This window comes from Zhihengliuella sp. ISTPL4, assembly GCF_002848265.1.
Taxonomy (GTDB): domain Bacteria; phylum Actinomycetota; class Actinomycetes; order Actinomycetales; family Microbacteriaceae; genus Microbacterium.
In genome coordinates this window covers 634,519-660,735 of the sequence record NZ_CP025422.1, presented here as the reverse complement: position 1 = coordinate 660,735, position 26,217 = coordinate 634,519, and the positions used below count along the sequence as shown (strand labels likewise).

The 26,217-nt window shown below is 69.9% G+C and carries 25 protein-coding genes; 15 read left to right on the top strand and 10 right to left on the bottom strand.

The window, feature by feature from the left end; all coding sequences use genetic code 11:
- Window positions 1–46 precede the first annotated feature (46 nt).
- Window positions 47–1,285, top strand: a complete 1,239-nt coding sequence (locus tag CYL12_RS03185) for a beta-ketoacyl-[acyl-carrier-protein] synthase family protein (RefSeq protein ID WP_101845477.1) — start codon at window positions 47–49, stop codon at window positions 1,283–1,285.
- Between the two features lie 87 nt (window positions 1,286–1,372).
- On the opposite strand, the gene CYL12_RS03180 is transcribed toward CYL12_RS03185, so the two are convergent.
- The gene (locus CYL12_RS03180; protein ID WP_101845475.1) at window positions 1,373–2,050 is read right to left on the bottom strand and encodes a membrane protein YczE; all 678 of its coding nucleotides are present in this window, start codon (window positions 2,048–2,050) and stop codon (window positions 1,373–1,375) included.
- Between the two features lie 95 nt (window positions 2,051–2,145).
- Here CYL12_RS03180 and CYL12_RS03175 point away from each other — a divergent pair, with 95 nt between their 5' ends.
- Window positions 2,146–3,549 carry a MocR-like transcription factor YczR gene (locus CYL12_RS03175; protein WP_101845473.1) on the top strand — a complete coding sequence of 468 codons (1,404 nt, stop codon included), beginning with the start codon at window positions 2,146–2,148 and terminating at the stop codon, window positions 3,547–3,549.
- 140 nt (window positions 3,550–3,689) lie between these two features.
- On the opposite strand, the gene CYL12_RS03170 is transcribed toward CYL12_RS03175, so the two are convergent.
- On the bottom strand, window positions 3,690–4,193 hold the full coding sequence (locus tag CYL12_RS03170) for a DUF3145 domain-containing protein (RefSeq protein ID WP_025103621.1): 504 nt from the start codon (window positions 4,191–4,193) through the stop codon (window positions 3,690–3,692).
- A gap of 190 nt (window positions 4,194–4,383) precedes the next feature.
- A complete protein-coding gene (locus tag CYL12_RS03165) occupies window positions 4,384–5,157 on the bottom strand; it encodes a hypothetical protein (protein WP_025103622.1) in 774 nt (257 codons plus the stop codon).
- 176 nt (window positions 5,158–5,333) lie between these two features.
- Between CYL12_RS03165 and CYL12_RS03160 the strand changes: the two genes are divergently transcribed.
- From CYL12_RS03160 to CYL12_RS03150, 3 genes are read left to right on the top strand one after another with little or no spacing between them, the layout of a single operon-like run.
- Window positions 5,334–7,337 (top strand): DUF262 domain-containing protein, encoded by a 2,004-nt coding sequence (locus tag CYL12_RS03160; protein ID WP_101845471.1) that lies wholly within the window; start codon window positions 5,334–5,336, stop codon window positions 7,335–7,337.
- Window positions 7,334–8,590: an alpha/beta fold hydrolase gene (locus tag CYL12_RS03155; RefSeq protein WP_101845469.1), complete on the top strand. Its 1,257-nt coding sequence runs from the start codon at window positions 7,334–7,336 to the stop codon at window positions 8,588–8,590. The genes CYL12_RS03160 and CYL12_RS03155 overlap by 4 nt, the downstream gene beginning before the upstream one ends.
- Window positions 8,591–8,643: 53 nt before the next feature.
- Window positions 8,644–8,928 (top strand): hypothetical protein, encoded by a 285-nt coding sequence (locus CYL12_RS03150; protein ID WP_101845466.1) that lies wholly within the window; start codon window positions 8,644–8,646, stop codon window positions 8,926–8,928.
- Window positions 8,929–8,996: 68 nt separating this feature from the next.
- Here the strand turns inward: CYL12_RS03150 and CYL12_RS03145 are convergent, their stop codons facing one another.
- From CYL12_RS03145 to glgA, 3 genes are all read right to left on the bottom strand, one after another.
- Window positions 8,997–9,254: a type B 50S ribosomal protein L31 gene (locus CYL12_RS03145; RefSeq protein WP_096715489.1), complete on the bottom strand. Its 258-nt coding sequence runs from the start codon at window positions 9,252–9,254 to the stop codon at window positions 8,997–8,999.
- Between the two features lie 165 nt (window positions 9,255–9,419).
- Window positions 9,420–10,205, bottom strand: coding sequence for an ABC transporter ATP-binding protein (locus CYL12_RS03140; RefSeq protein ID WP_101845464.1), 786 nt, complete (start codon window positions 10,203–10,205; stop codon window positions 9,420–9,422).
- 17 nt (window positions 10,206–10,222) lie between these two features.
- Window positions 10,223–11,407, bottom strand: a complete 1,185-nt coding sequence (glgA, locus tag CYL12_RS03135) for a glycogen synthase (protein ID WP_101845462.1) — start codon at window positions 11,405–11,407, stop codon at window positions 10,223–10,225.
- A 69-nt stretch (window positions 11,408–11,476) separates the two neighbouring features.
- On the opposite strand from glgA, the gene CYL12_RS03130 reads away from it, so the two are divergent.
- Genes CYL12_RS03130 through CYL12_RS03120 form a run of 3 tightly spaced genes read left to right on the top strand, consistent with a single transcriptional unit; the run spans window position 11,477 to window position 14,137 of the window.
- A complete protein-coding gene (locus tag CYL12_RS03130; protein WP_101845459.1) occupies window positions 11,477–12,718 on the top strand; it encodes a glucose-1-phosphate adenylyltransferase in 1,242 nt (413 codons plus the stop codon).
- A 49-nt stretch (window positions 12,719–12,767) separates the two neighbouring features.
- Window positions 12,768–13,403 carry a phosphoserine phosphatase SerB gene (gene serB, locus CYL12_RS03125; protein WP_101845457.1) on the top strand — a complete coding sequence of 212 codons (636 nt, stop codon included), beginning with the start codon at window positions 12,768–12,770 and terminating at the stop codon, window positions 13,401–13,403.
- Window positions 13,404–13,441: 38 nt separating this feature from the next.
- Entirely contained in the window at window positions 13,442–14,137 is a 696-nt protein-coding gene (locus CYL12_RS03120; protein ID WP_101845455.1) for an alpha/beta fold hydrolase, read from the top strand.
- A 15-nt stretch (window positions 14,138–14,152) separates the two neighbouring features.
- Here the strand turns inward: CYL12_RS03120 and CYL12_RS03115 are convergent, their stop codons facing one another.
- Complete coding sequence (locus CYL12_RS03115; protein ID WP_060921849.1) at window positions 14,153–14,863, bottom strand: beta-ketoacyl-ACP reductase; 711 nt, start codon at window positions 14,861–14,863, stop codon at window positions 14,153–14,155.
- A gap of 197 nt (window positions 14,864–15,060) precedes the next feature.
- Between CYL12_RS03115 and CYL12_RS03110 the strand changes: the two genes are divergently transcribed.
- From CYL12_RS03110 to CYL12_RS03100, 3 genes are read left to right on the top strand one after another with little or no spacing between them, the layout of a single operon-like run.
- Complete coding sequence (locus CYL12_RS03110; protein WP_101845453.1) at window positions 15,061–15,405, top strand: DUF3099 domain-containing protein; 345 nt, start codon at window positions 15,061–15,063, stop codon at window positions 15,403–15,405.
- Window positions 15,402–15,596: a hypothetical protein gene (locus CYL12_RS03105; RefSeq protein WP_101845451.1), complete on the top strand. Its 195-nt coding sequence runs from the start codon at window positions 15,402–15,404 to the stop codon at window positions 15,594–15,596. The genes CYL12_RS03110 and CYL12_RS03105 overlap by 4 nt, the downstream gene beginning before the upstream one ends.
- Window positions 15,593–16,402: an SURF1 family cytochrome oxidase biogenesis protein gene (locus CYL12_RS03100; protein ID WP_101845449.1), complete on the top strand. Its 810-nt coding sequence runs from the start codon at window positions 15,593–15,595 to the stop codon at window positions 16,400–16,402. The genes CYL12_RS03105 and CYL12_RS03100 overlap by 4 nt, the downstream gene beginning before the upstream one ends.
- 13 nt (window positions 16,403–16,415) lie before the next feature.
- Here CYL12_RS03100 and CYL12_RS03095 read toward each other — a convergent pair whose 3' ends face one another.
- The 3 genes from CYL12_RS03095 to CYL12_RS03085 form a co-directional block, all read right to left on the bottom strand.
- Entirely contained in the window at window positions 16,416–19,574 is a 3,159-nt protein-coding gene (locus CYL12_RS03095; RefSeq protein ID WP_101845447.1) for an InlB B-repeat-containing protein, read from the bottom strand.
- 284 nt (window positions 19,575–19,858) lie between these two features.
- Window positions 19,859–20,461: a pyridoxine/pyridoxamine 5'-phosphate oxidase gene (locus CYL12_RS03090; RefSeq protein WP_101845445.1), complete on the bottom strand. Its 603-nt coding sequence runs from the start codon at window positions 20,459–20,461 to the stop codon at window positions 19,859–19,861.
- A 22-nt stretch (window positions 20,462–20,483) separates the two neighbouring features.
- Complete coding sequence (locus CYL12_RS03085) at window positions 20,484–22,082, bottom strand: ABC-F family ATP-binding cassette domain-containing protein (RefSeq protein ID WP_101845443.1); 1,599 nt, start codon at window positions 22,080–22,082, stop codon at window positions 20,484–20,486.
- 163 nt (window positions 22,083–22,245) lie between these two features.
- Here CYL12_RS03085 and CYL12_RS03080 point away from each other — a divergent pair, with 163 nt between their 5' ends.
- The 4 genes from CYL12_RS03080 to CYL12_RS03065 all read left to right on the top strand — a co-directional run bounded on the left by CYL12_RS03080 (window position 22,246) and on the right by CYL12_RS03065 (window position 26,215).
- Window positions 22,246–22,863, top strand: a complete 618-nt coding sequence (locus tag CYL12_RS03080; RefSeq protein ID WP_101845441.1) for a DedA family protein — start codon at window positions 22,246–22,248, stop codon at window positions 22,861–22,863.
- 5 nt (window positions 22,864–22,868) lie between these two features.
- On the top strand, window positions 22,869–24,140 hold the full coding sequence (locus tag CYL12_RS03075; RefSeq protein ID WP_101845439.1) for a sensor histidine kinase: 1,272 nt from the start codon (window positions 22,869–22,871) through the stop codon (window positions 24,138–24,140).
- On the top strand, window positions 24,137–24,808 hold the full coding sequence (locus CYL12_RS03070; RefSeq protein ID WP_101845437.1) for a response regulator: 672 nt from the start codon (window positions 24,137–24,139) through the stop codon (window positions 24,806–24,808). Before CYL12_RS03075 ends, CYL12_RS03070 begins: the two co-directional genes overlap by 4 nt.
- A 96-nt stretch (window positions 24,809–24,904) precedes the next feature.
- Window positions 24,905–26,215 (top strand): acyltransferase family protein, encoded by a 1,311-nt coding sequence (locus CYL12_RS03065; RefSeq protein WP_101845435.1) that lies wholly within the window; start codon window positions 24,905–24,907, stop codon window positions 26,213–26,215.
- Window positions 26,216–26,217 lie beyond the last annotated feature (2 nt).

Here is a 26,217-nt window from a genome sequence, read left to right as displayed (position 1 = left end):
CTGCCCATCCCCCGCACGAACTCGTTTCGACAAGGAACCACACCCCATGACCAAGCGCATCGTCGTCACCGGCATCGGCGCCACCTCCGCCATCGGCGGAACGGCCCCGGAGAACTGGACCAACCTGCTCGCCGGTGCCTCCGGCGCCCGCACGATCGAGCACGACTGGGTGCAAGAGTACGACCTGCCCGTCACGTTCGCCGCTTCCGCGATCGTCCGCCCGGAAGAGGTGCTGCCCCGCCACGAGGCGAAGCGTCTCGACCCCTCGTCGCAGTTCGCCCTCATCGCGGCACGTGAGGCCTGGGAGGACGCCGGCTCGCCCGAGGTGGCTCCCGAGCGTCTCGGCGTCGACTTCGCGACGGGCATCGGCGGTCTGTGGACACTGCTCGACGCCTGGGACACCCTGCGCGAGAAGGGCCCACGCCGGGTCATGCCGCTGACGGTGCCGATGCTGATGCCGAATGCGGCCGCCGGCAACCTGTCGCTGCAGTTCGAGGCCCGCGCCTACGCGCAGACCGTCGTCAGCGCCTGCGCCTCCAGCACCGAGTCGATCATCCACGCCTTCCACCACCTGCAGGAGGGCCTGGCCGACGTCGTCATCGCCGGCGGCACCGAGTCGGCGATCCACCCGATCACTATGGCCGCGTTCGCCTCCGCGCAGGCGCTGTCACGTCGCAACGACGACCCGGCCCACGCCTCCCGACCCGGTGCCATCGACCGCGACGGCTTCGTGATGGGCGAGGGCGCTGCCGCCCTCATCCTCGAGACCGAGGAGCACGCCAAGGCCCGCGGCGCGAAGATCTACGGCTACATCCTCGGCGGCGGCGTGACCGCCGACGCCTACCACATCACCGGCAACGACCCCGAGGGCAAGGGGGCGGCCCGTGCGGTCGTCCAGGCCCTCGAAGAGGCCGGGATCACCCCCGACCAGGTGACGCACATCAACGCCCACGCGACCTCGACGCCGGTCGGCGACCCCAACGAGTACGTCGCGCTGAAGAACGTCTTCGGCGACCGGATCGATGAGATCCCGGTGTCGGCCACCAAGGCGTCGACCGGCCATCTGCTGGGCGGGACCGGCGCGCTGGAGGCGATCTTCTCCCTCCTCGCGCTGCGGGACCGCGTGGCCCCGCCGACGATCAACATGACCGAGCCGGACCCGGAGGTGCCGTTCCGTCTGTCCGGAGAGGCGGCTCCGCTCGGCGACGGCCCGCAGATCGCCATCAGCAACTCGTTCGGCTTCGGCGGACACAACGCCGTGCTCGTGCTGGGCAGCGTCGACTGACCGCTTCCCCTTCCTGACGAAGGCCCCCGGGATGATCTCCCGGGGGCCTTCCTCATGACGGCGGGCCGCTCGAGCCCTTCGACAGGCTCAGGGACCCAGGGGCGCGCTCGGCAGGACGGCGAGGCGCTGCGAACGGGCACGGCGGCGGCGCTCGATCCGCGGGAGGAACCAGCCGATCAGCGGGCCGACGCCGAACGCGAACAGGACGGTGCCGACGCCCACCGGACCGCCGAGAAGGAACCCGACGAGCAGCACGGAGCCCTCGATGACCGTCCGCGCCAACCAGACCGGCCACCGGGTCACCCGGACGAGCCCCGTCATGAGTCCGTCGCGCGGTCCAGGGCCGAAGTCCGCCGCGATGTAGAGACCGGTGGCGAACGCCAGCAGCACGAGTCCGAAAACGAACATGGGCGCCCCCGCCCAGACCGACCCCGGTGCCGGCAGCACGAGGAGCGTGAGATCGGCGAACGGTCCGATGAGCAACGCGTTGAGCAGGGTGCCGAGACCCACCCGTTGACGGAGCGGGATCCACAGCAGCAGGACGACGATCGAGATCAGCACCGTGACGACTCCGTACCCGAGTCCCGTCCAGCGCGCGACGCCCAGCGAGAGCACGTCCCAGGGCGCGACGCCGATGCCGCCGCGCACCATGAAGCCGAGGGCGACGCCGTAGAGGAAGAGCCCGCCCACGAGCTGCACCAGCCGCTCGACCAGGTCTCGACGGCTGGTCGCGGTGAACGGCAGGAAGACGGCACGGAAGAGCATCTCTCCATCGTGGCCCGTGCGAAGGCGTGACGAGGCCGACCACTGAGCGAAAAGTGGTCTGCACAAGGAAGGCCACTTTGCGGCAGGCTGGAGGCATGGCCTCCCGTCTCGTCACCCAGCTCGGTACGCAGGACATCGACGACGCCTCAGCGTCGGGCCTGGCCGACCGCATCAGGGCGCTCATCCTCGATGGACGACTCACTGTCGGCGAGCGGCTGCCGAGCGAGCGCGCCCTCGCGCTCGAGCTGCGGCGGTCACGCTCGACCATCACCCGCGCCTACGGCGTTCTCGAAGCTGGCGGCTACGTGAACCGGCGACACGGCGGAAGCACCAGAGTGGCTCTGCCGCATGGCCCGTCCGCGGCGGCCCCGGACCGGGACGACGAGGCGATCGATCTGTCGATCGCCTCGATGGACTCGACCCCCGGCCTGTATGACGCGACCGTGCGATCCCTCCCCCGGCTGGCGGCCCTGCGCGGGACGAGCGGCTATTCGCTGCAGGGCCTTCCCGAGCTCCGCGAAGCCGTGGCCCGCCGGTTCACCGAACGCGGCGCAGCGACCTCGGCCGACGAGATCATGATCACCTCCGGCGCCCTGAACGCCGTCAACCTCATCCTCACGGCGATCGGCCGCCGCGGCGAACGCGCCCTCGTGGAGCAGCCGACCTTCCCGCATGCGCTCGAGGCTCTGCACCGGCACGGCTACCGGCTGGTGCCGACACCGGTCGACACCGACGGCTGGGACACCCGGCACTTCACCGACACCCTGCGGACCGCGCGCCCGCACGTCGCGTACCTCATCCCGGACTTCCACAACCCCACCGGCGCGACGCTGCCGCAGGAGGAGCGGTCCCGGATCGCGACGACGGCCCGCAACACCGGCACGCACCTGATCGTCGACGAGACGACGGCAGAGCTCGACATCGACCGGGGATGGGCACCGGCGCCGATGGCGGCCGATGGCCCGAACGTGATCACGGTGGGATCGATGTCGAAGATCGCCTGGGGAGGCATGCGCATCGGCTGGGTCCGCGCCGAGCGCTCGGTCATCGCCCGGCTCCTGGCCGTCCGCCCCTCGTTCGAGCTCGGCACGGCCCTCCTCGAGCAGTGCATCGCCGTGGAGCTGCTCGACGACGTCCCGGCACTGACCCAGCACGTCCGGCGACGTCTCACGGCCGGGCGGGATGCCGTGGCCGCGGGAATCGCCGGGATCCCGGGGATGCGGATGCCAGAGACGCCCGGCGGCCTCTCCGCCTGGATCGATCTCGGCGCTCCCCTGTCGACGACGCTCTCCCTCGCTGCCCGCGAACGGGGACTCATCCTGCCACCCGGACCGCGCTTCACGACCGGCGGCGTGCTGGAGCGGCGACTCCGGGTCCCGATCACGCTCCCGCCCGAGCGTGCGGCGGAGGCGATGACGCGCCTGGCGCAGGCCTGGGCGGACGTGCGCGGCGGTGGAGTGAACACCGTCGACGACCTCGCGCACGCGGCCGTGATCTGACCGGCGCAGACGAAGACCCCGCCCGGGTCGCCCGGAGCGGGGTCTTCGTCGAGCGGAGCGCGGATTCGCTTTCTCAGCGTCCGGGATCACTCACCGGAATCCGATACTCACGCCTCCGCGCTCCCGGTATCGACGGTCGGTCAGCCGACCTTGTGGAGCCAGACGACGCGCGCGTCGTCGCTGGCGTGACGGAAGGGCTCCAGCTCCTCGTCCCAGGCGGAGCCCAGGGCGATGTCGAGCTCGCGCTGCAGCTCGACGGCGTTGCCCGCGGCGATCTCCATCGCATAGCGGATGCGGTCCTCGCCGATGACGATGTTGCCGGCGGCATCGGTCTGGGCGTAGTGGATGCCGAGGTCCGGCGTGTGCAGCCATCGACCGCCGTCACTGCGCGGCGTCGGGTCTTCGGTCACCTCGAACCGGAGGTGCTCCCAGCCGCGGATCGCCGTCGCGAGGGCAGCGCCGGTACCGACGGGACCGTCCCAGTAGAACTCGGCGCGGCGTGCGCCGGTCAGCACGGGCTGCTCGGTCCAGTCGAAGTTCACCGCACGCCCTATAGCGCGACCTACCGCCCATTCCAGGTGCGGGCAGAGCGCGCGAGGCGCCGAGTGGATGAACACCACTCCGCGTGCGTAAGCCGTCGCCATGATCTCTCCGTTTCATCAGGTGCGTCTTCCCCTACGACCTGAACCACGAAGTGGCGACAATATGCGGTTGTGCGCCCATTCTCGCCGAGTTCCCGCGAAATCACAAGCATGTGATTCGACGACGAAGGCCCCGGTCCGCGGACCGGGGCCTTCGGGCGCTTCGACAAGCTCAGCGACCCAGATGGGGAGCTCAGGCCTCGCTCATGGCCTGCTTGACCTGCTGGCCCTTCGCGGCGTAGTAGGCCGCGCGGGCGGCGTCCTTGCGGGCCTGCTCGGCGTAGCCGAACTCGAGCACGTCCTGCGGGACCTCGACGTTCGGGACGTCGTCGGTGCCGTGGTACTTCTCGATGTAGGCGTCGAGCTCGGGACCGGAGGTCCACGAGGTGATGAGGCAGTAGCGCGGGTCGGTGCCGTTGTGCGTGGCCGCGTGCCACAGACGCTGGGTGTCGACGATGAGCTGCGCGCCGGCCGGGAGGGCGATGCGGTACTCGATGCTGGGGTCCGTGCGGTTCTCGCGCAGGACGAAGTAGCTGTCCTTGTCGTCGGTCAGGTTGAAGAACCCGCGGACGACCCAGCCGGTGCCGTCCGGGTTCAGGCGGTTGTTGTCGTCCTGGTGGAGGTTGTAGAGGCAGTCGCCGTACGGGGTCGGCTGCAGCTCGATGACGCGGCAGCGGCCGACGTTCGCACCGGGCTCCTGCGCACGACGGGTGAGGTTCGGGGCCTTGGCGGTCTGCTCGTCGATCCAGACGCCGTCCTTGTCGGTGCGCGGCGGCTTGTGGTTCCAGAAGCCGTTGCACTCGATGTCGCCGAAGGCGCTGGCGAGGGGCGCGAAGCGGGTGTCGCCCGAGGACTTCCAGTCGACGTACTCGATGTCGAGCCACTCCTTGGGGTCAGCCTCCTGGTCGTAGCTGTCGAGGACGACGAAGCCCTTCTCCTCCAGCGCTGCGGACTTGATGTATCCCATGATCGAGTCATGTTCCTTTCATCGGGGGCCAGCACGTTTTAACAGGCCCTGATAAGGCAAGGCTAACAGCGGGACCTGGCCCTCCCCCGGAGGGTCGCCGTGGATAAGCGAATAGACTGGGCGGGGCACCCGGCGCGTCCGTGGCGCCTGTCGCTACGGGAGGACGAGACACCAGCATGAGCACCGCGACCAACGTCGAGGCGACGGCAGTCAACACGATCGAATGGCTCGCGGCGGGACGCACGACCATCGTCGTCCCGGTCTACCAGCGGCAGTACCGCTGGGACATCGGCGGGTGCGAGCGGCTCCTCTCCGACGTGAGGGCGGTGGCCGCCGAGGACGATGCGCACCGCCACTTCATCGGGTCGATCCTCTCCGCCGAGGACGGCTCCGGCCCGGACGCCGACCTCATCCTCATCGACGGACAACAGCGGCTCACCACGCTCATGCTCCTCGTCGCCGCGCTGCACCACTCCGTGCGCGACCGGAACCCGGAGCTGGCCGCCGACCTCGCCCGGGTACTGGTCCGCCCCGACGACCCCCAGCGCACGAAGCTGCGGCCGCACGACGCGTGGGCCGATCTGTACGAGTCGGTCGTGCTCGACCGTCGCGACGACCTCGACCGCGAATCGCGCTTCGACGACAACTACGCGTTCTTCCGCAGCCAGATCCATGCCGACGAGGTGCCGTTCATCTGGCAGGGGCTGCAGCGACTGGAGCACGTCTCGATCACGCTCGGCGCCCAGGCCAACGCGCAGCAGATCTTCGAGAGCCTGAACTCCACCGGCGAGCCGCTGCGGGATCACGAACTGATCCACAACTACATCCTCATGGGGCTGAACCACGCCGAGCAGATGGATGTGGAAGCGCGGTTCTGGCTGCCGATCGAGCAGCACACGGGCGAGGCGATCGGCGCGTTCTGGCGCCACTACCTCGTGCTCGTGACAGGGCGAGAGGTGGCGGCGAACGGCGAGCACGGCGTGTACAGCGCCTTCCGCCAGTCGTTCCCGCGCGTCGACGTCGCCCACCTGCAGGCCGACGCCGAGACGTGGCGGCACTATGCGGAGATCTACGGCATCCTCCTCGATCCGTCGAAGGAGCAGGACCCGGAGATCGCGCGGCAGCTGGGGTACGTGAACACGTTCGGACGCTCCTCCTCCCCGCTGGTCATGAGCGCATACAGCGATCACGCGCGTGGCCTCATCGACCGCAGCCAGCTCCTCGAGACGCTCGAGTGGCTCCAGGCGATGTTCCTTCGCCGCGCGCTCGTGAACCTTCCCGCTGAGCGCCTGATCGCCCGTCTCTGCCGTGCCCGTCGCGACGGACACGACGCCCTCGCCCGCGCCATCGCGCGCATCACCCCGTCGGACGAGAGGGTCAGCGCCGTACTCAAGTACAGCGAGCTGCCGTATCCGGCCTACGTTCTCGGCCGGCTCGAGGGGGTCGACGACGTGGACGGCTTCGACGTCGAGCACGTCGTGCCCGCCGTCCCCGGCGACGCCTGGTCCGGCGACGGTGTGCGTCCCTGGAGCGAGTACTCCGAGGACGAGCAGAACAGCCACCGTGCCCTCGCACCGACCCTCGGCAACCTCACGCTGCTCGAGCAGGGTCTCACGGAGCGGGTGTTCGGCGCCTCGTTCCCGCGCAAGCGCGACGATGCCTACGCTCGCAGCGCCGTGCCGGCCACCCGCGCCCTCGCCGCCCAGGATTCTTGGGGCACGGCGGCGATCACCGCACGCACGGTGGCCCTGACGGCGGATCTGGTCCGCGTCTGGGCGCGTCCCGCCCTGCCGGAGATCGACGACGACGGTCTCACCCCGATCCTCGACGCGGTCCGCCGCCGCGGCTGGCCGGCCGGATGGGAGCGCGAGTTCGACTACGTCGAGTACCGGGGCGAGCGGTGGGAGGTCTACGACGTCAAGCACCTGTTCAACCGCGTGTTCCGACGTGCCTGGACCGACACCACCGAGGCCGCTCTCGCGTACTGCGCGGCGCACGGCGGCCCGATCTACCGCGACAAGGCGTGGAAGGGGCAGTGGGACGACCTCGACGACACGCACTTCCTCTACATGGGCTGGGATTCGAACTACATGATGACCGCCGTTCAGGGGGTCCTCGACGAGTCCGGTATCGCCGCCGAAGTCTTCGTGAAGTACTCCTACATCGGGAATGTGATGTGACCATGACCACTGTCATCCGCCGCCGCCTGCTCGACCTCGCCGTCGAGGAGCACACGCTCACGGTGCCCCTCGTCTGGGAAGACCCGGCGGACACCCGCACGATCGACGTGTTCGCCCGCGTGGTGGCACGGGACGGGGGCGAGACGCTCCCCTATCTGGTGTTCCTGCAGGGCGGGCCCGGGCACGAGGCCCCGCGTCCCTTCCATGCCTCCACAGCGCCCGCGTGGCTGGACCAGGCCCTCGCGCACTACCGACTCGTCCTCCTGGACCAGCGCGGGACGGGGCTGTCCTCCCCCGTCGGCGACGGCGACCTCGCGCGGGGCGCCGCAGCCGTCGCCGAGCACCTGACGCACCTGCGGGCCGATGCCATCGTGCGCGACTGCGAGGCGCTGCGGGAGCACCTGGGCGCGTCGAGCTGGAGCGTTCTCGGGCAGTCCTTCGGCGGCTTCACGACCCTGTCCTACCTGTCGACCCATGCGGATTCCCTCGACGATGTCTTCATCACCGGTGGGCTCAGCACGGTCGAGCGCGACCCGGACGAGGTCTACGCCCTCTGCTACGACAAGATGCGCCTGGCGTCCGAGCGGTACTACCGCCGCTTCCCGGAGCACCGCGATGTCATGCGTCGCCTCATCGACCTCGCGGATGCCGGCGACCTCATCCTCCCCGACGGCGAGGTCGTGTCGCGCTCCCGGCTGCGCTCCGTCGGCTCCGCCCTCGGCACCGACGACGGCTGGCAGACGGTCTGGTCGCTCCTCGAGCGCGACCCCTCTTCCAACGCCTTCCGCTATGACCTCGCGCACGCCATGCCCTTCGGGGGACGCAATCCGCTGTACTACGCCTTCCACGAGTCGAGCTACGCGAGCGGCCACGCCACGCGGTGGTCGGCGGAGCGCGTCGAGCCGGACGACTTCCGCGACGACCCCACCCTCTTCACGGGCGAACACATCCGTCGCGAGTGGGCGGACACCGTCCCCGGGCTGCAGCCGTGGCGCGACGTGACGTCGATCCTGGCGGACCACGTATGGCCACGGATCTACGAGCCTGAGGCTCTCGCCGCCTCCGGGGCGACCGGCGCGGCCGCGGTGTATGTGAACGATGTCTACGTGCCGCTGGAATTCTCGCTGGAGACCGCGCGTCTTCTCCCCGGAGTGACGCCCTGGGTGACCAGCGAGCACGAGCACAACGGCCTGCGCACCGGGCCCGTGCTGGCGCGCCTGATCGATCTCGCTCAGGGACGCCGCGTCCGCTGACATCCGTCGCGAGACGGCTACCGTCCCATCGATCGCCGATCTAGGCTGGGCGCATGGAGCATCTGCTCGGATGGTCGACGATCGTCGTCGTGCTCGGCACGGGGCCGGTGCTGTTCTTCGTGGGCATCCGGCACTCGCTCTCCCGTCGGCCGGTCGAGGAGAAGTACGAGCAGGCCGGCTCCGGCGGCCTCGTCGGTGTCTTCGACGCCGTCTGGTCTCCCACGGCGCACGAGGCGGCACAGGAGCGGGACCGCCAGACCCAGCGCACCGCTCCGGCTCCGAGCCCCGGAGATCCGCCGAGCCGCATCGATCGCGGACGCATCGTCATCGACGTGTGAGCGACGCGGCCCCCGGGCAGGACGAAGGCCCCGCACTCCTCGGAATGCGGGGCCTTCGTGGGCGGTCCTTACTTGGAGGAGCCGCCGAAGCCCTTGAAGCGCTGGTTGAACTTCTCGACGCGACCGGCCGAGTCCATGATGCGCTGCTTGCCCGTGTAGAAGGGGTGCGAGGCCGAGGAGATCTCGACGTCGATCACCGGGTACTCCACGCCGTCCAGCTCGACCGTCTTGTCGCTGGTGACGGTGGAGCGGGTGAGGAAGGTCTCGCCCGAACCGAGGTCGCGGAACACGACAGCCTTGTACTCGGGGTGAATGTCAGTCTTCATGGGATTCCTTTGTTGCTGCCCTGGATTGTGCCAGGGACGAGGGAAGTCTGTGGTACGAACGCACCAAGGATCGATTCTACCAGTACTTCGACGAGCTCAGTAACCCATCGGAACCGAGCTCAGTAACCCATCGGAACCGAGCTCAGTAACCCGGCGGAACCGAGCTCAGGAGGCGGCGCGGGCGGAGTAGCGTCCGTTTTCGCTGCTGAGTGCGATCGGCATGCCGAAGGTCTCGCTGAGGGCGTCCGCGGTGAGCGTCTCGGCGATCGGGCCCGCGGCGACCACGGCGCCGTCGCGGATCAGCAGCACGTGCGTGAAGCCGACCGGGATCTCCTCGACGTGGTGCGTCACCATGAGCATCGCGGGCGTCGTCGGGGCCGAAGCGTATCCGCCGAGCAGGGCCAGCAGCTCCTCGCGCGACCCGAGGTCGAGCGAGGCCGTGGGCTCGTCGAGCAGCAGCAGCTCGGGGTCGGTCATGACCGCCCGCGCGATCTGCACCCGCTTCTGCTCGCCGTCGCTGAGTGTGCCGAACGTGCGGTCGGCGAGGTGCGCGAGGCGCCAGTCCCCCAGCACCCGAAGCGCACGCCGCTCGTCGATGTCCTCGTAGCTCTCGTTCCAGCGTCCGAGCACGGAGTACGCCGCCGTGAGGACCGTGTTGAGGACCGTCTCGTCGCGCGGGATGCGCTTGGCCATCGCGGTGGACGCGAATCCGATCCGCGGTCGCACCTCGAAGACGTCGGTACGTCCGAGGGTCTCGCCGAGGACGGTCACCGTGCCCGACGTCGGGTGCATGAGCGTGTCGGCGAGCTGCAGCAGCGTCGTCTTGCCGGCACCGTTCGGCCCGAGGATCACCCATCGCTGATCGTCCGAGACCTGCCAGGTCACGTGATCGATGATGTTGCGCCCCTCTCGGCGCACGACGACGTCGGTGAACTCCAGAGCGATCGGCATACCGAAAGCCTATCGGCTCAGGCGGACAGCTCTGCGTAGAGCGCGCGGGTCTCGTCGGCGATCGCGCCCCAGCTGAACTGCGCACGAGCGCGCTCGCGGCCGGCTTCCCCGTACTCCCGAGCCCGCGCCGGATCCGTGGCGACCTCGGTGAGGACTGCCGCGAGATCCGCGACGAAGCGGTCCGGGTCGGTCGGCGTGCCCGTACCGTCCTGCACCTGCTCGATCGGGACGAGTCGGCCCGTCACGCCGTCGTCGACGACCTCGGGGATACCGCCGGTCGCGGTCCCCACGACCGCCGCCCCGCAGGCCATGGCCTCGAGGTTCACGATCCCGAGCGGCTCGTACACGGAGGGGCACACGAAGGTGGTCGCCGCGGCCAGGATCGCCGACAGCTCGTCGCGCGGCAGCATCCGCTCGATCCACACCACGCCCTCGCGGGTCTGCTGCAGCAGACGAACCCCCTCCTGGACCTCCGCCATGATCTCCGGCGTGTCCGGGGCTCCGGCGCACAGGATGAGCTGGACCTCCGGCGGCAGCAGCCGGGCCGCCTGCAGGAGGTACGGCAGCCCCTTCTGCCGCGTGATGCGTCCGACGAAGACCACTGAGGGACGGTCCGGGTCCATGCCGATCGAGGAGAGGAACGCAGCATCCTGCACGGGCCGCCACCGCTCCACATCGATCCCGTTGTGGATCACGCGGACGCGCGCGGGATCCACCTGCGGGTAGCTGCGCAGGATGTCGGCACGCATGCCCGCGCTCACCGCGATCACCGCGGCGGCGTTCTCATAGGCGAGCTTCTCGATCCCGCTCGAGACGGCGTAGCCCCCTCCGAGCTGTTCCGCCTTCCAGGGCCGGAGGGGCTCGAGGCTGTGAGCCGTGAGCACGTGCGGGATGCCGTGGAGCTGGGAGGCCAGGTGGCCGGCGAAGTTGGCATACCAGGTGTGGCTGTGCACGACGTCGGCGCCGGCGATCGCCGACACGATCTCCAGGTCGGTTCCGAGGGTCTGCAGCGCCGGGTTCGCGGCGGAGAGACTCTCGGGAACGCGATAGGCGAAGGTGCCGTCCTCCTCGCGCGGCGCACCGAACGCGCGCACCGTCACGTCGATGTCACGCCGCAGCGCGGAGACGAGCTCGGCCACGTGCACACCCGCGCCTCCGTAGATCTCCGGCGGATACTCCTTGGTGATCATCTCGACTCGCATGCCTAGACGCTATCGAGCGGCTTGTCCAGATGCTAGTTCCGCGTGCCGGACGGCATCTATGGTGGACCCATGTCCGCTCCAAAGAAGGTCTTCGGGATCATCCTCGCCGGCGGCGAGGGCAAGCGACTCATGCCGCTGACGGCCGACCGCGCGAAACCCGCCGTGCCGTTCGGCGGGCAGTACCGCCTGATCGACTTCGCCATCTCGAACCTCATCAACTCCGGGCTCAGACAGATCGTCGTGCTGACCCAGTACAAGTCGCACAGCCTCGACCGGCACATCTCCCAGACCTGGCGCATGTCGGCGCTGCTCGACTCGTATGTCGCCTCGGTCCCGGCTCAGCAGCGCCTCGGCAAGCGGTGGTTCTCGGGGTCCGCGGACGCGATCCTGCAGAGCATGAACCTCATCAACGACGAGAAGCCCGACATCGTCGTCGTGATCGGCGCGGACCACGTCTACCGGATGGACTTCCGCCAGATGCTCGAGGCGCACATCGAGTCCGGCGCCAAGGCGACGGTGGCCGGGATCCGTCAGCCGATCGCACTGGCCTCGCAGTTCGGCGTGATCGACGCCGACCCGGAGTCCGGGCGCATCCGGCAGTTCCTGGAGAAGCCGACCGATGCCACGGGACTTGCGGACTCCCCGCACGAGGTTCTGGCCTCCATGGGCAACTACATCTTCGACACGGACGCGCTGATCGCGGCCGTCGAGGCCGACGGCGAGCTTCCCACCTCGAGCCACGACATGGGCGGCGACATCGTGCCGTACTTCGTCGATCGCGGCGAAGCCGGCTACTACGACATGAAGCAGAACGAGGTCCCCGGGTCCTCGCCGCGAGACCGCTCCTACTGGCGCGACGTGGGGACGATCGACTCGTTCTTCGACGCGCACCGGGACCTCATCTCGACCCTGCCGATCTTCAACCTCTACAACATGGAGTGGCCGATCCACTCGCAGGCGGTCAACTCCCCGCCGGCGAAATTCGTCCGCGACTCCGTGGGGCGGATCGGGAACGCGATCGACTCGATCGTCTCGCTGGGTTCGGTGCTCTCCGGCACCCATCTCGAACGCAGCGTCGTGGGTCCATGGACGCTCGCGGGTGGCGGGTCGACCATCACGGACTCCGTGGTGTTCGATCATGTCCACGTCGGCCAGGGCGCCCGCGTGCATCGCGCGATCCTCGACAAGAACGTCGTCCTCGCTGACGGCGCGACGGTCGGGGTCGACAGGGAGAGGGATCTCGCCCGCGGGTTCACCGTCACGGAGTCCGGGATCACGGTGGTCGGCAAGGGCGTGTTCATCGAGCGCTGAGGCGTCATGCGGCGCGGAGCCCCGCCGTCCGGTCGCTAGGCTCGATGGCGTGACCACCGCGCGATTCCTCGTCGTCCTCGATGCCGATTCCACGCTGATCCGGAACGAGGTGATCGAGCTCCTCGCGGAGGAGGCCGGTCGTCGCGCCGAGGTGCAGGCGGCCACCGAAGCCGCGATGCGCGGCGAGATCGACTTCGCGACGAGCCTCCGTTCTCGGGTCGCCGCGCTTCAGGGGGTTCCCGTCGAGGCGTTCGCCCGGGTTCGCGCGCGCATCGAACCCACCCCCGGTGTCCGCGACCTCACCGCCGCCGTGCACGCGCGCGGTGGCGTGGTCGGCGTCGTCTCGGGAGGGTTCCATGAGATCCTCGACGACATCGCGCCGGGACTCGGCGTCGACCGGTGGCGCGCGAACCGCCTCGTGGTCGCCGATGGCGTGCTCACCGGGGAGGTGGACGGTGACATCGTCGACGGCGCGGCCAAGGCGTCCTGGCTGCGTACCTGGGCAGAGGAGCTCGGCGTGGCCCCGCGGGCGACGATCGCGATCGGCGACGGCGCCAACGACCTGCCGATGATGGCGGTCGCCGGTGTGGGGCTCGCGTTCAACGCGAAGCCGGCGGTGCGCGAATCGGCGAGCCTGGTCATCGGCCCCGTCGACCTCAGCGCTGTCATCCCCCTGCTCCCCTGACCCTGGTCGATGTCGGTGGTCGCCGCTACGGTCGGGTCATGGACATCATCCTCATCCCCGGCCTCTGGCTCGACGCGTCGAGCTGGGACGACGTCGTCCCCGCTCTCGAGAAGGCGGGCCACCGCGCCCGTCCCCTGACCATGCCCGGACTCGACGCCACCGCGGAGACGGCCGCGGACATCGGGATCGACGACTGGGTGGCGTCCGCGGTCGCCGCCGTGGATGCCGCGGAGGGTGAGGTGGTCGTCGTCGGACACAGCGGCGGGGGCAACGTCGCCTGGGGCGTCGCCGACGCGCGACCGGGCCGCGTCGCCCGGGTCGTCCTCGTCGACACGGTGCCGCCGCCTTCCGGCAGCGGTATCAGCGAGTTCCCCGTGCAGGATGGCGTGGTCGCCTTCCCCGGCTGGGAGTTCTTCCCCGATGAGGATGTGCACGATCTGGACGACGAGACGAGAGCGCGCACCGCTGCCCTCACTCACAGCATCCCTGCGCGGGTGCCCACCGACGAGCTCCCGCTGAACGACCCCGCGCGGCACCGGATCCCGGTCACCTTGCTGATGGGCGGGTTGGATCAGTCCGCGTTCGACGAGGTGATCAGCCAGTGGGGACCGTATGCGGAGGAGTATCGGGCGATCGACGATGCCGAGGTGGTCCGGATCGGATCCGGACACTGGCCGCAGTTCTCGGTCCCCGAGCGTCTCAGCGAGCTCCTCGTGCGCGCCATCGACCGCTGACAGCGGTGTGCTTGGTCAGTGCCCCATGCCGAGTCCACCGTCGACCGGGATGACGGCGCCGGAGATGTAGCCGGCATCGTCGCTCGCCAGCCAGGTCACGACGCCGGCCACCTCATCCGGCGTGGCGAAGCGCCCCGCGGGAATGTTCGCCTTGTACTGCTTCTGCGTCTCCTCGGGGAGCTCCGCGGTCATGTCGGTCTCGATGAACCCGGGCGCCACGACGTTGGCCGTGATGCCGCGTCCGCCGAGCTCACGCGTGAGCGAGCGGGCGAAGCCCACGAGCGCGCTCTTGGAAGCGGCGTAGTTCGTCTGTCCTGCGGAGCCGTAGAGGCCGACGACGCTGGAGATGAGGATGACGCGTCCGAACCGGGCACGCAGCATCCCCTTCGACGCTCGCTTGACGACCCGGAACGTGCCGCCGAGGTTCGTCGCCACGACGCTGTCGAAGTCGTCCTCGCTCATGCGCATGAGGAGCGTGTCCTTGGTGATGCCGGCGTTCGCGACGACGATCTCCACCGGTCCCAGCTGCTGCTCCACCTCGGTGAAGGCCGCGTCGAGAGCGGCGGCGTCCGTGACGTCAGCGCGCACCGTGAGGGTGCCCTCCGGGCCCTCTCCGCTGCGAGCGGTCACCGCCACCCGGTATCCCTCCCGGACGAAGCGTTCGGCGATGGCGCGGCCGATGCCGCGGTTGCCTCCGGTGACGAGGACGACGCGCTCCGCGCTCATGGGACACTCCTGGGTCTGGGGTCGAGGGCCGGGGTTCCGGGCCGTGATCGATCCTAGCGACGTTGCCGTGCCGCCTACACGACGCCCGTTCGACAGACGGGGCGTCTTCGGCGCCTTCACGCGGCCCTTCGTCTACGCGCACTGACGCTTGACGACCGCATGCCGATGTGGCCGCAGCGGCGTAGGCTGGAACCATCGTGAAGCACGCACGTCGAGTCCCGGCCGTCACCTCTCTCCCACAGTCCCCGCGGGATGAGGGTGACCACCGTGTGCGCCGATACGCCCTGACCATGACGATCCGCATCGTCTGCTTCGGGCTGATGTTCTTCGTCCAGCCTTTCGGCTGGTGGACCTGGGTCTTCGCTCTGGCCGCCGCAGTCCTGCCGTACATCGCCGTCGTCTTCGCCAATGCCGGCAGCGACAGTACGGAGACGGCCGCCGAGTCGCCGCTGCGCGAGATCGACGCACCTGCGGCGCCGGCTCCCGCACCTCAGATCGCCCCCGACATCATCACCATCCGCGAAGGCCGCACGGAGCGATGAGCGAGCTCATCTGCTCGCGCGCCGGATGCCGGAACGCGGCCACGAAGCAGGTCGTCTGGCGCAATCCACGTATCCACGCCGCCGACCGCGAGAAGATCTGGTTGGCGTGCGAGGAGCACGTCGGCTTCCTTCACGACTACCTGGCCGCTCGGGATTTTCCGGTGACGGTGCGAGACGGGGTGCCCTCATGAGCAACCGCCTGACCCGCTGGGGCGTCTACGTCCTCATCGCCATCGGCTTCGCGATCGCCTGCGTCTTCCTGTCGAACTGGCAGTTCGAGCGGAACGAGTCCCGGGCTGAGCAGATCGCGCTCGTGGAGCAGAACTACGATGCCCCCGCCGTGCCGCTCGCCGATGTGGTCGCCGACGATGACCTCGACCCCGCCGACGAATGGCGCCCGGTCACGCTGCAGGGCGAGTATCTGGCCGACGAGCAGCTCCTGGTCCGCAATCGTCCGCACGGCGGCACGAGCGCGTTCGAGGTGCTCGTCCCTTTCCGCGACGCGGACGGACGCGTCCTCATCGTCGACCGCGGCTGGGTGCCCCCGGGCGAGGGCCAGCTCCCGGACGCGATTCCCTCCCCACCTTCGGGCGAGGTCACGGTGACCGTCCGACTGCGTCCCGGCGAGCCGCTTCCCGCGTCCGGGCGAGGCGCTCCGGACGGCCAGGTGCCGACCATCCACCTCCCTTCCATCGGAGATCTCGTCGGAGACGACGTCATCACCGGGGCCTACGGTCGCCTGGTCGAGGAGCAGCCCGCCGCCGATGCCGCGCTGGGCGGTTTCGAGTCCCCCACCGACGATCCGGGGCCGCATCTGTCCTACGCGATCCAGTGGATCCTGTTCGCCATCATGGGTTTCATCTTCATCGGGTACATCATCCGCACGGAGATCGTGAAGCACCGCGAAGAGGTCGAGGGCACGCCGACACCGGTGAAGGCGCCGAAGCGGCGCGACCGCGATGCGGACGTCGAGGACGAGCTGCTCGACGCGCGCTGACGCGGATCGACTCTCAGACGCGGTGCCGCCGACGCCGCGCCACCACCGCCGCGATGCCCGTGGCGAGCAGGAGGGCGCCGAGGAGCAGCGTGCCCCACGGGTCGCCTCCGGTGCGGGGAAGGGTGCCGTCGCCCGGGCCCGTTGCTGAGCCGTCCGCCGGCGGAGTCGGTGGCGGCGAGGGCGGAAGGGGCGCCTCCTCCCAGACGGCGTAGAGCACGAGGTCGGCGGTGAGGGTCGAGATGCTCAGACGGTCGAACGCCGGATCAGCGACGGTGGCGTCCGGAGAGGTGGACCAGCCGAGGAGCGTCGTGCCCGGCCCGGCGAAGAGCAGGTCGATAGCCCCCGGGTATGTGATCGACGCCCCCGGAGGGCCGTCCCACGTGACGGCGGCGTTCCGGCCGCCGTTCTCCGCGAAGGTCACCACGAACGACGGCGACGGGTCCGAGTAGGCGGCGGTCAAGGTGATGTCCCGTCCGGGGAAGCGCACCGTGCGCCCCGCCTGGTAGAGACCGTCCGTCGGGACAGGGCTCGTGATGATGCGCGCGACGGCGGTCGCCGTGTTCCGCCACCCGACGAACACCTCGTCGCCCCGGGTCAGCCCCGCCCCGTCGACGACGATCGCGCTCGCCCCGGCGTCGTACCCGAGGGGATCCACAGGCACCGTGCCGCCCGTGTTACCGTCCCCGTCGTAGCGGAGGGTGAACGGCGCCGCCTCCGGCTGCTGCCACCGGGCGTAGAGATCGAGGTCGGCGCCGACCGGCGTGTCGAAGTCATAGGACACGAAGTAGCCGGCCATCGTCCGCTGGTACCACCCGAGGAACGTCTGGCCGTCGGGCTGCGGAGGAAGGGGATCCGGCACGGCCGCCGTCCCTTGATCTTCGACAGTCTGCGTCAGCTCCGCAATCGGCTCCGGACTGGACGGATGCTCGGAGAACCGGACGGTGTGCGGGTCGGTCAGCCACCGCGCGTAGAGCACGAGGTTGCTGGCGGGCATGGTCGCTCCGTCGAACGTGAACGGCACGTTGAACTGGGAGTCGGTGTACCAGCCGAGGAAGACGTCCCGCCCCCGCGTGGGGTCGGCTGGCGCCGATGAATCGAGAGAGGTTTCGAACGGGATACCCGCGACGGCGGGAATCGTCGAGCCGCCGCCCGTCACGAAGCTGAGCGTGTAGGTGTTGCGGCTGTAGAACTGGTAGCGGTACCGGTCATTGACGTTCCCGCTGTTGTTGAGCTGATACAGATGACCGGATGCCTGGTCGAGCTGGAAATAGTTGCCCTGGGTGTTCGCCCCGGTGCCGTAGCCGACGTACGACGTGAAGCCGTCGATGACGCTCGCGACCTGCCGATCGCCGTTCGATGCCCAGTACCACGCAGTGCGGTACTGACCGAAGACCTGATGTCCGGCGGGCACGGAGGCGCGGACAGCGCTCTTGTTGTTGGCGTACAGCGTCTCCACCCGCAAAGGATCGTTCGGTGTGCCGTCCGGCCCGAGCACGGCATCCGGCGCGGGCTGCCCCTGGTCCAGTTCCTCGGCATACTCGAACCGTTGCGTGAGGTTCTGCGTGCGTGCGGCCGCCATCTTCCCGGTCATCGTCGTCGTGCGCGTCGCGAGATCGACGGAACCGCTGTCTGCCGCAGCGCCGGTGTAGACCGCGGTGAAGACCAGCGGGGTGAACTGCTGCGGCCCCCAGCCGCGAAGGACGCAGCTCTGGTTCTCGGTCCCCGCGTCGTAGGCGGTGATCAGGCCGGAGCCGTCCGTCTGCGACAACGGGACCGGTGCGACGCCCGCCGCCTGCATGTCGAAACCGATCTTCTCGCGGACCGAGAGCGTGCCGAGGAGCTGCGCGCCACCCGACACGGTGGAGGCGAAGTAGGTGGTGCCGCCCACATCCATGGTGACGTCGTAGGTGCCGGCCGCGGCGCACGCGGCGGGCACATTGGCCGAGCTCCCCGGGGCGATGAGCCGGAAGTCCGTGCGCCACAGCGCCCGCGTCAGATAGACGTTCACCACCGTCGACCCGTCGCCCTGCACCGTGACATCCTGTTGACTCACTGCCAGGTCGGCGAAGGTCAGAGGATCCGGCTGCACGACGGCGGGGTCGAGCTGCGCGCGCACGAGTTCTTTGATGGGCGTCGGGAGGTCGTCCTTCACCGTCGGGCCCCCGACGGCGGAACCCGCGGTCGCGGAGGACGCGATGTCGTCGAGAAAGAGGAAGTTCGCCGGATCCGCCAGCTGCGCGTCGCTGAGCCTTCCGTCGGCGTCGGCCCACGCGGGCGGTGTCCCTCCCGCCGCCGTGAACACCGGCGCCGGGTACGACTCCGGGACGACGTTCGGCTTCTCGAGCCAGTAGCTCACGTGATACTCGACGTCCTGCCCCTCCCAGCCGGCGTAGAGCGTGGCCGTATCCGTCAGCGGAAGGTCGACGGGTTGCGTGCGCGCGGCATCGGCCCACCACTGGGTGAACGAGTAACCGGTCCTCGTCGGCGGGGGGATGGCCGCGAGATCCGCCGCGGTGAAGGCCGTGTCGGGCTCGACGACGAACTCCGGGGTCACCGCGGTACCGTCCGTCACGAAGGACACCGCGAAACCGGAGACGAGGATCGGAACCAACCGGAAGTTCTCCGTGACGGGAGCAGCGAAGTCATAGGGAGTGCGGGAGGGGTCATCCTCTCGGTACCACTCGCCCGTGAAGACCTGCCCCTCCGGGACCTGAGCGACATCCGGAGCGATCTCGCCCAGCGGCTCGCCGTCCCGCACTTCATCGGCATCGATGATGCGTTCCGCGTCCGCCCCCGCGGGACCGGCGAGGAACTGCACCACCCGCGTGTCGCCGAAGGTCGCTCGCACGACCATGTCCGCGGTGACGACCGTGCTGTCGAATCGGAACGGCTCGTCTGCACCCTCGGGGCCGGTCACCCACCCGTCGAAAGGTCCCTCCGTGGATGTCGGCGCCGGCTGTCGCGGCGCGAGCCCGCCATCCACGACGGCGACCTCGGCCACCGTGCGGCCGAGGGACTCGAAGGTGACAGTGTGGTAATCCCAAATGCCCGGGGTCGTCGGACCGCCGACCGGGGCGGCCGCGAGAGCCGGAGCCGCGGTGACGACGGCGCCCCCGACTCCGAGGAGGAGTGCCAACGCGGCCGCGAGCGCCCGTCGTCGTGCCATGCGCATGTGTCGTCCCCCTCCGACGAGCAGATCGCTACAGTGTGCCACCCGGCCCGACCGGACACCACCCCTTCTCACCCCCCGCCCTCACCCTTCTCCACTGTCCCGGCGAAGCTCGAAAACGCTCTTCCCCGCGCGCTTCCAGGCACCCTTCCGATCCCGCGCGGTTGTCCGCCGCAGGTGCGGGATCGGAATCGGGCATTCGCAAGCGACCGGACGCACGTTTTCGATCCCGCGCGCGACGACGGTGAGGGATCGAGAACGGGCCGTCCGCGTGATGGGGCGGAGCGTTATCGAGCGCTGGAGCCGAGATCGGCGCCGGTGATGGCGTGCTGCCAGCGGCCGTCGACACGGTCGTAGACGATCCGGGTGTGGTTTCGATCCGGGGACCCCTGCCAGAACTCGATCCGCGTCGGCACCACGCGCCACAGCACCCAGTCGCCCGGATGGAGACCGCCGCGGGCGCTCTCGGAGCGCGCCGCGAGATCGGCGTCGCTCTCCGCGGGCGACGCCTCCTGCACGGATCCCCGCACCCGCACGGCGCGCCGCTGCGGCTGCCACCAGAGATTCAGAGCCGCGGCCGGACTCGCGCCGAGCTGCGCGGCCTTCCGCGAGGACCGTGCTCCGGCGAACGCCCACCCGCGCGCGTCCACGTCCTTGAGGATCAGGGTGCGTGCGTCCGGCAGGCCGTCTTCATCGACCGTGGCCAATGTCGCGGCATGGGGCTCAGGGACGCCAGCGGCGGTCGCCGATCGGAGCCAGTCGAGGAAGAGAGGGACGGGGTCGTCGGGGAGATCCTCGACGACCAGCGGTGGTGCAGCGCCGGTGAGCGTGGGCTGCGCGCGCAACCACACGCCGAGCTCGGAAGGAGGAAGGTTCGAGGATTCCGCCATGCGTCCGACTATGCCATGTCGGCTACGCGAGCTCGATGAGGTCCTGGTACTCCTGGCTCCAGATGTCCTCGACGCCGTCGGGCAGGATGAGGACCCGCTCGGGGTTCAGCGACTGCACGGCGCCCGGGTCGTGCGACACGAGCACCACGGCTCCCTCGTAGTGGGCCAGGGCCCCGAGGATCTCCTCGCGGGAGGCCGGATCGAGGTTGTTCGTGGGCTCGTCGAGCAGGAGCAGGTTCGCCGAGGACACGACGAGGGTCGCCAGCGAGAGCCGGGTCTTCTCCCCGCCGGACAGCACACCCGCGGGCTTGAGCACGTCGTCGCCGGTGAAGAGGAAGGAACCGAGGACCTTCCTCGCTTCGGTCTCGGTGATGTGCGGGGCAGCCGACACCATGTTCTCCAGGACCGAGCGGCTGACGTCGAGGTTCTCGTGCTCCTGCGCGTAGTACCCGACCTTGAGACCATGCCCGGGCTCGAGCTGTCCGGTGTCCGGCTGGTCGACGCCCGCCAGCATCCGCAGCAGCGTCGTCTTGCCCGCACCGTTCAGTCCGAGCACGACGACCTTCGAACCGCGGTCGATCGCGAGGTCCACGTCGGTGAAGATCTCCAGCGAGCCGTACGACTTCGACAGCCCGGACGCCATGAGCGGGGTCTTGCCGCAGGGCGCGGGCTTCGGGAACCGGAGCTTCGCGACGCGGTCCTCCTGCCGCACGTCCTCCAGCCCCGAGAGGAGCTTCTCGGCACGGGCGAGCATCTGGTGCGCGGCTGCCGCCTTCGACGCCTTCGCGCCGAATCGCGCCGCCTGCTGCTGCAGGGTGGTCGCCTTCTTCTCGGCGTTGGCTCGCTCCTTCTTGCGACGCTCCTCGTCCGCGGCGCGCTGCCGAAGGTAGTTCTTCCAGTTCATGTTGTAGATGTCGATGACCTGGCGGTTGGCGTCGAGGTAGAAGACCCGGTTGACCGTCTCGCCGACGAGCTCGACGTCGTGGCTGATGACGATCAGCCCGCCCTTGTAGTTCTTGAGGAACTCGCGCAGCCACACCACGCTGTCTGCGTCGAGATGGTTGGTCGGCTCGTCGAGGATCATCGTCTGCGCGTCGGAGAAGAGGATGCGCGCGAGTTCGATACGACGGCGCTGGCCGCCGGAGAGGGTCGACAGCGGCTGGTCGAGGATACGGTCCGGCAGCGAGAGGTTGTGCGCGATCGATGCCGCCTCGGCCTCGGCCGCATAGCCGCCCTGGGCCTCGAACTTCTCGGTGAGTGCCGCGTACCGCTTCATCGCCTTGGCCGCCACCCCGGGGTCGTCGGAGCCCATCGCGAGCGAAGCTTCCGTCATGCCGAGGTTGAGCTGACCGAGGCCGCGGGCGTCGAGGATGCGGGTGCGGGCGAGGTCTTCGGGGTTCCCCGAACGCGGGTCCTGCGGCAGATAGCCGAGTTCGCCGGAGCGGGTGACGCTCCCACCGGAGGGCAGCACGTCGCCGGCGAGCACCTTGGTGAGCGTGGTCTTGCCCGCGCCGTTGCGCCCGACGAGGCCGATCTTGTCGCCGTCGGACACACGGAACGAGACGTTCTCCATCAGCAGGCGCGCGCCAACGCGGATCTCGAGGTCGTGCACGGCAAGCACAGCGGACGTCCGTTCGTTCGGGAGGAGGGAGTGGCCGAGCGGCCAGCCTCCCAGTATATGCCGCCGCAGCGCCCTCGTCGGCCGACAAGATCCCTCTGCAGGGTGACGGACGCGATACCGGGGAGTGATGTCCCGCCCCGCACCCGCTGCCTACGGTGCTGAAGTGGACATCCTCAACGACCTCATCCTGCAGGCGATCGCCTCGCCCTGGCTGTACGCGGTGCTGTTCGCGGTCACCGTGATCGACGGGTTCTTCCCCCCGATCCCCAGCGAGACCGTGCTCGTCGCCGCCGCGGCCGTCGCCGCCTCCACCGGCGATGGGAACATCCTGCTGCTCGGCGTCGTCGCGGCCGTCGGCGCCGCAATCGGCGACAACATCACCTTCCTCATCGGCCGACGGTTGGGCACCACGAGATTCGCGTGGATGCGCCGCCCTCGCATCGCGGCCGCGTTCGCGTACGCGCAGCGGGCGCTCGATCGCCGGAGCGCCACGCTGATCCTCGGGGCCCGATACATCCCGGTCGGACGCGTCGCAGTGAACATGTCCGCGGGCGCGCTCGGATTCGCGTGGCGCCGCTTCCTCCCCCTGAGCCTCATCGCCGGGGTCAGCTGGAGCATCTTCAGCCTCGCGATCGGGTTGCTCGCCGGCGCCTGGCTGCACGACCAGCCCGTGCTCAGCGCCGGCATCGGCATCGTCGTCGCCCTGATCGTGGGCGTCGTCATCGACCGGATCGCCGCGCTCCGTCGCCGCCGTACCCCGGTCCCCCACCTGGCAGGATGAGACGCATGGCACGCCGCCGAGAGCGCACCCCGCGCCCGCCACGGATGAACCGTCGTACCGGCGCCCTCGTGGCGCTGACCGCGGCGGTCGTCGTGCTGTACGCGCTCCTGGTCCCGTTGCAGACGGTACTGTCGGGTACGCCGCTGGCCCTGTCCTTCCTGCTCGGCGCCGCCCTCTGCGGCGCTCCCCTGCTCGTCTCGTCCCGTCCTCGGACGGCGATCATCGTCTTCACCGGCGGTGCCTTCGTACTGCCGCTCCTCGTCGAGCCGGGCAGGGCGATCCAATCCCCCTGGCCGTGGTCCGTGCCGGCACTGCTCGCCTTCGTCCTCTTCGTGGGCGTGATGTCCTTCGTGCAGGGCGCCCGCCTCGGCGCGCTCACCCTCGTGATCGGTGCCCTCACCTCGCTGACGGCCCCGCTCCTGCGCCCGGACATGGTCGCGACGCCCGCGAGCTCCGGCAGCGCCACCGCGAACCTCATCGTGACGACCTCGGTCGCCGCCGCGATGTTCCTCATCGCCGTCCTCGTCGCCGGTCGGGTGCGGGTCGCTGCCGAGTTGACGAGGGAGAAGGAGCACAGCGCCCTGGAGGAGTCCCGGCGGGCCCTCGTGGAGGAGCGCACCAGGATCGCCAGGGAGCTGCACGACGTCGTGGCACACAGCATGTCGGTCATCCAGGTGCAGGCCTCGACGGCGCGGTATCGGATCGCGGATCTCGACACCGACGCGGCGGCCGAGTTCGACGACATCGCCGCGACGGCGCGCACCTCCCTTACCGAGATGCGCCGCATGCTCGGGGTGCTCCGCACGGAAGACCAGACGGCCGAGCTTTCCCCGCAGCAGGGGCTCGACGACGTGCCGGCCCTCGTCGACACCATGCGGCGCGCGGGAGTGGAGGTCGGATTGGTGCTCGAGGGGATCGAGACCGCCGCAGCCGGGCCCGGGGTGCAGATCGCCGCGTTCCGTATCGTGCAAGAGGCGCTGAGCAACGCCGTCCGGCACGCCCCCGGTGCGGGTGTCACGGTTCGCCTTCACGCCGACGCCGACAGCCTGCATATCCGCGTGCGCAACGCGGCACCGCCGCAACCGGCGGAGGCGCACCCCGGCGGCTATGGCCTTCGCGGCATGCGCGAGCGCGCCGAGCTGCTCGGCGGAAGCCTCGCGGCCGGCCCGTCCGCCGACGGGGGGTGGACGGTCGACGCCACCTTGCCGCTGTCCTCGACCACTTCCCCGCTCGCCCCCTCCCTCGCTGCCGGGGTGGAAGACAAGGAGAACCCGTGACGATCAGCGTGCTCATCGCCGATGACCAGGCGATGGTCCGCGCCGGCTTCGCCGCCCTGCTCGACGCCCACGAGGGCGTTCAGGTGGTCGGGCAGGCTGCCAACGGCGCTGAGGCCGTCCGGCTCTCGGCGCGGCTCGATCCCGACGTCATCCTCATGGACGTCCGCATGCCGGAACTCGACGGCATCGAGGCCACCCGGCGGATTCTCGGCCCGTCATACCCGGCAGCGCACATACCGCGGATCCTCATGCTCACCACGTTCGACATCGACGACTACGTGTACGACGCGCTCGCCGCCGGGGCCAGCGGGTTCCTCCTCAAGGACGCGCTGCCGGAGGAGCTCGTGCACGCGGTGCGGGTCGTGGCGGGGGGCGACGCGCTCCTCGCGCCGAGCGTGACCCGCCGCATGATCGAGCAGTTCGCCGGGCGACGGCCGAACACGCGCCGCGCCACCTCCGCTCTCGCTGAGCTCACCGACCGCGAACGCGAGGTGCTCGTCCTCATCGGCAAAGGTCGATCGAACACGGAGATCGCCGGCGACCTGTACATCGCCGAGCAGACCGTCAAGACGCACGTGGGCAAGGTGCTCGCCAAGCTCGGCCTCCGCGACCGTGTGCACGCCGTGATCCTCGCCTACGACACCGGTCTGGTCGAGCCCTCCGCCTGAATCACCCCGCCGTAGGGGTCAGGTCGACACCACGGGGTGATGTCCGACCGACCACCGCGTCCATAGCCTCCGAGGACACCGTTCCCAGGAGGACTCATGGTCATCGCCGCGGCTCCGCGCCTCAGCACCCCCACATCCACCGTTTCCGCCCCCAGCGGCCACCGCGACACCGGCATCGACTTCGTGCGGGCCCTCTGCGTGCTCGGCGTCGTCCTACTGCACGCCGTCATGGTGGGCGTCACGGTGTCCGAGGCCGGACCGGTGTTCGAGAACGCGAGCGACGGCACGGGGTGGATCGCACCCCTGAGCTGGCTGCTGCAGGTGATGCCGCTGTTCTTCGTCATCGGCGGATTCTCCGGGCTCCTCGCCTACCGGCGCCTCCGTGACCGCGGCGGAAGCGCGACCGCCTTCGTCGCCGGTCGCGTGCACCGGCTCCTGCGCCCCGCGCTGTTCGTGATCGCCGCCGTGGGTGTCGCGCTCGCCGTCCTCACGGTCGTGGGCGTCGCCCCCGACCTCATCGCCGTCGCGGGCTTCCGCTACGGGCAACCGCTGTGGTTCCTCGGCGTCTTCCTGCTGTGCCAGGCGCTCCTGCCCGCTTTCGTCGCCCTGCACGAACGCGCGCCCCTGCGGACCATCAGTCTCCTCGCCGCGGCCGCCGTGGCGGTCGACGTGCTCCGCGCCGCGACCGGGAACGACGCCGTCGGCTTCCTCAACCTCGCGTTCGTCTGGCTGACGATGCAGCAGCTCGGCTTCTTCCTCGCCGACGGCCGGGTGCATGCCCTGCGCCGCAGCACTCGCATCGGCGTCGGCGCCGGCGCTCTCGTGCTGCTCGTCACGCTCTTCCTCCTGGGCGTGTACTCCCCCGACCTCATCGCCAACATCAACCCGCCGACCGCCGCCCTGCTGCTGGTGGGCCTGGTGCACACGACGCTCTACTCCCTGTACCGCGATCGCATCCGGCGCTTCAGCCGACGCGGCGCCGTTGCTGCCTTCACCGGCTTCGTCACCCGCCGCACGATGACCATCTACCTCTGGCACATGCCGGTGCTCCTGGTCATGGCCGGCGCGACGGCGCTGGCCGCCCTGGCCGGCGGGATCGAGCTGCCCGCGCTGGACAGCGCGGAGTGGTGGGCAGTCCGGCCGCTGTGGCTCGTGACGGCGCTCGCGCTCACCGCTCTCGTCGCGGTGCGTGTCGACCGGTTCGAGAACCACCCCTCGCCGGAGGTGACGGCCTCGCATCGCCGCCTCGCGCTGGGGACCGTGCTGGGCCTCGTCGGAGTGGTGCTGCTCCTCGTCCTCGGCACGACGGTCTCGACCGCCATCCTCGCCGTGCTGCTGCTGATGGCGGCACTACGGCTGGCCGGACGCCCCGGGGTCGGTGCCACGCCGCGCACGGCCCTGGCGTGACC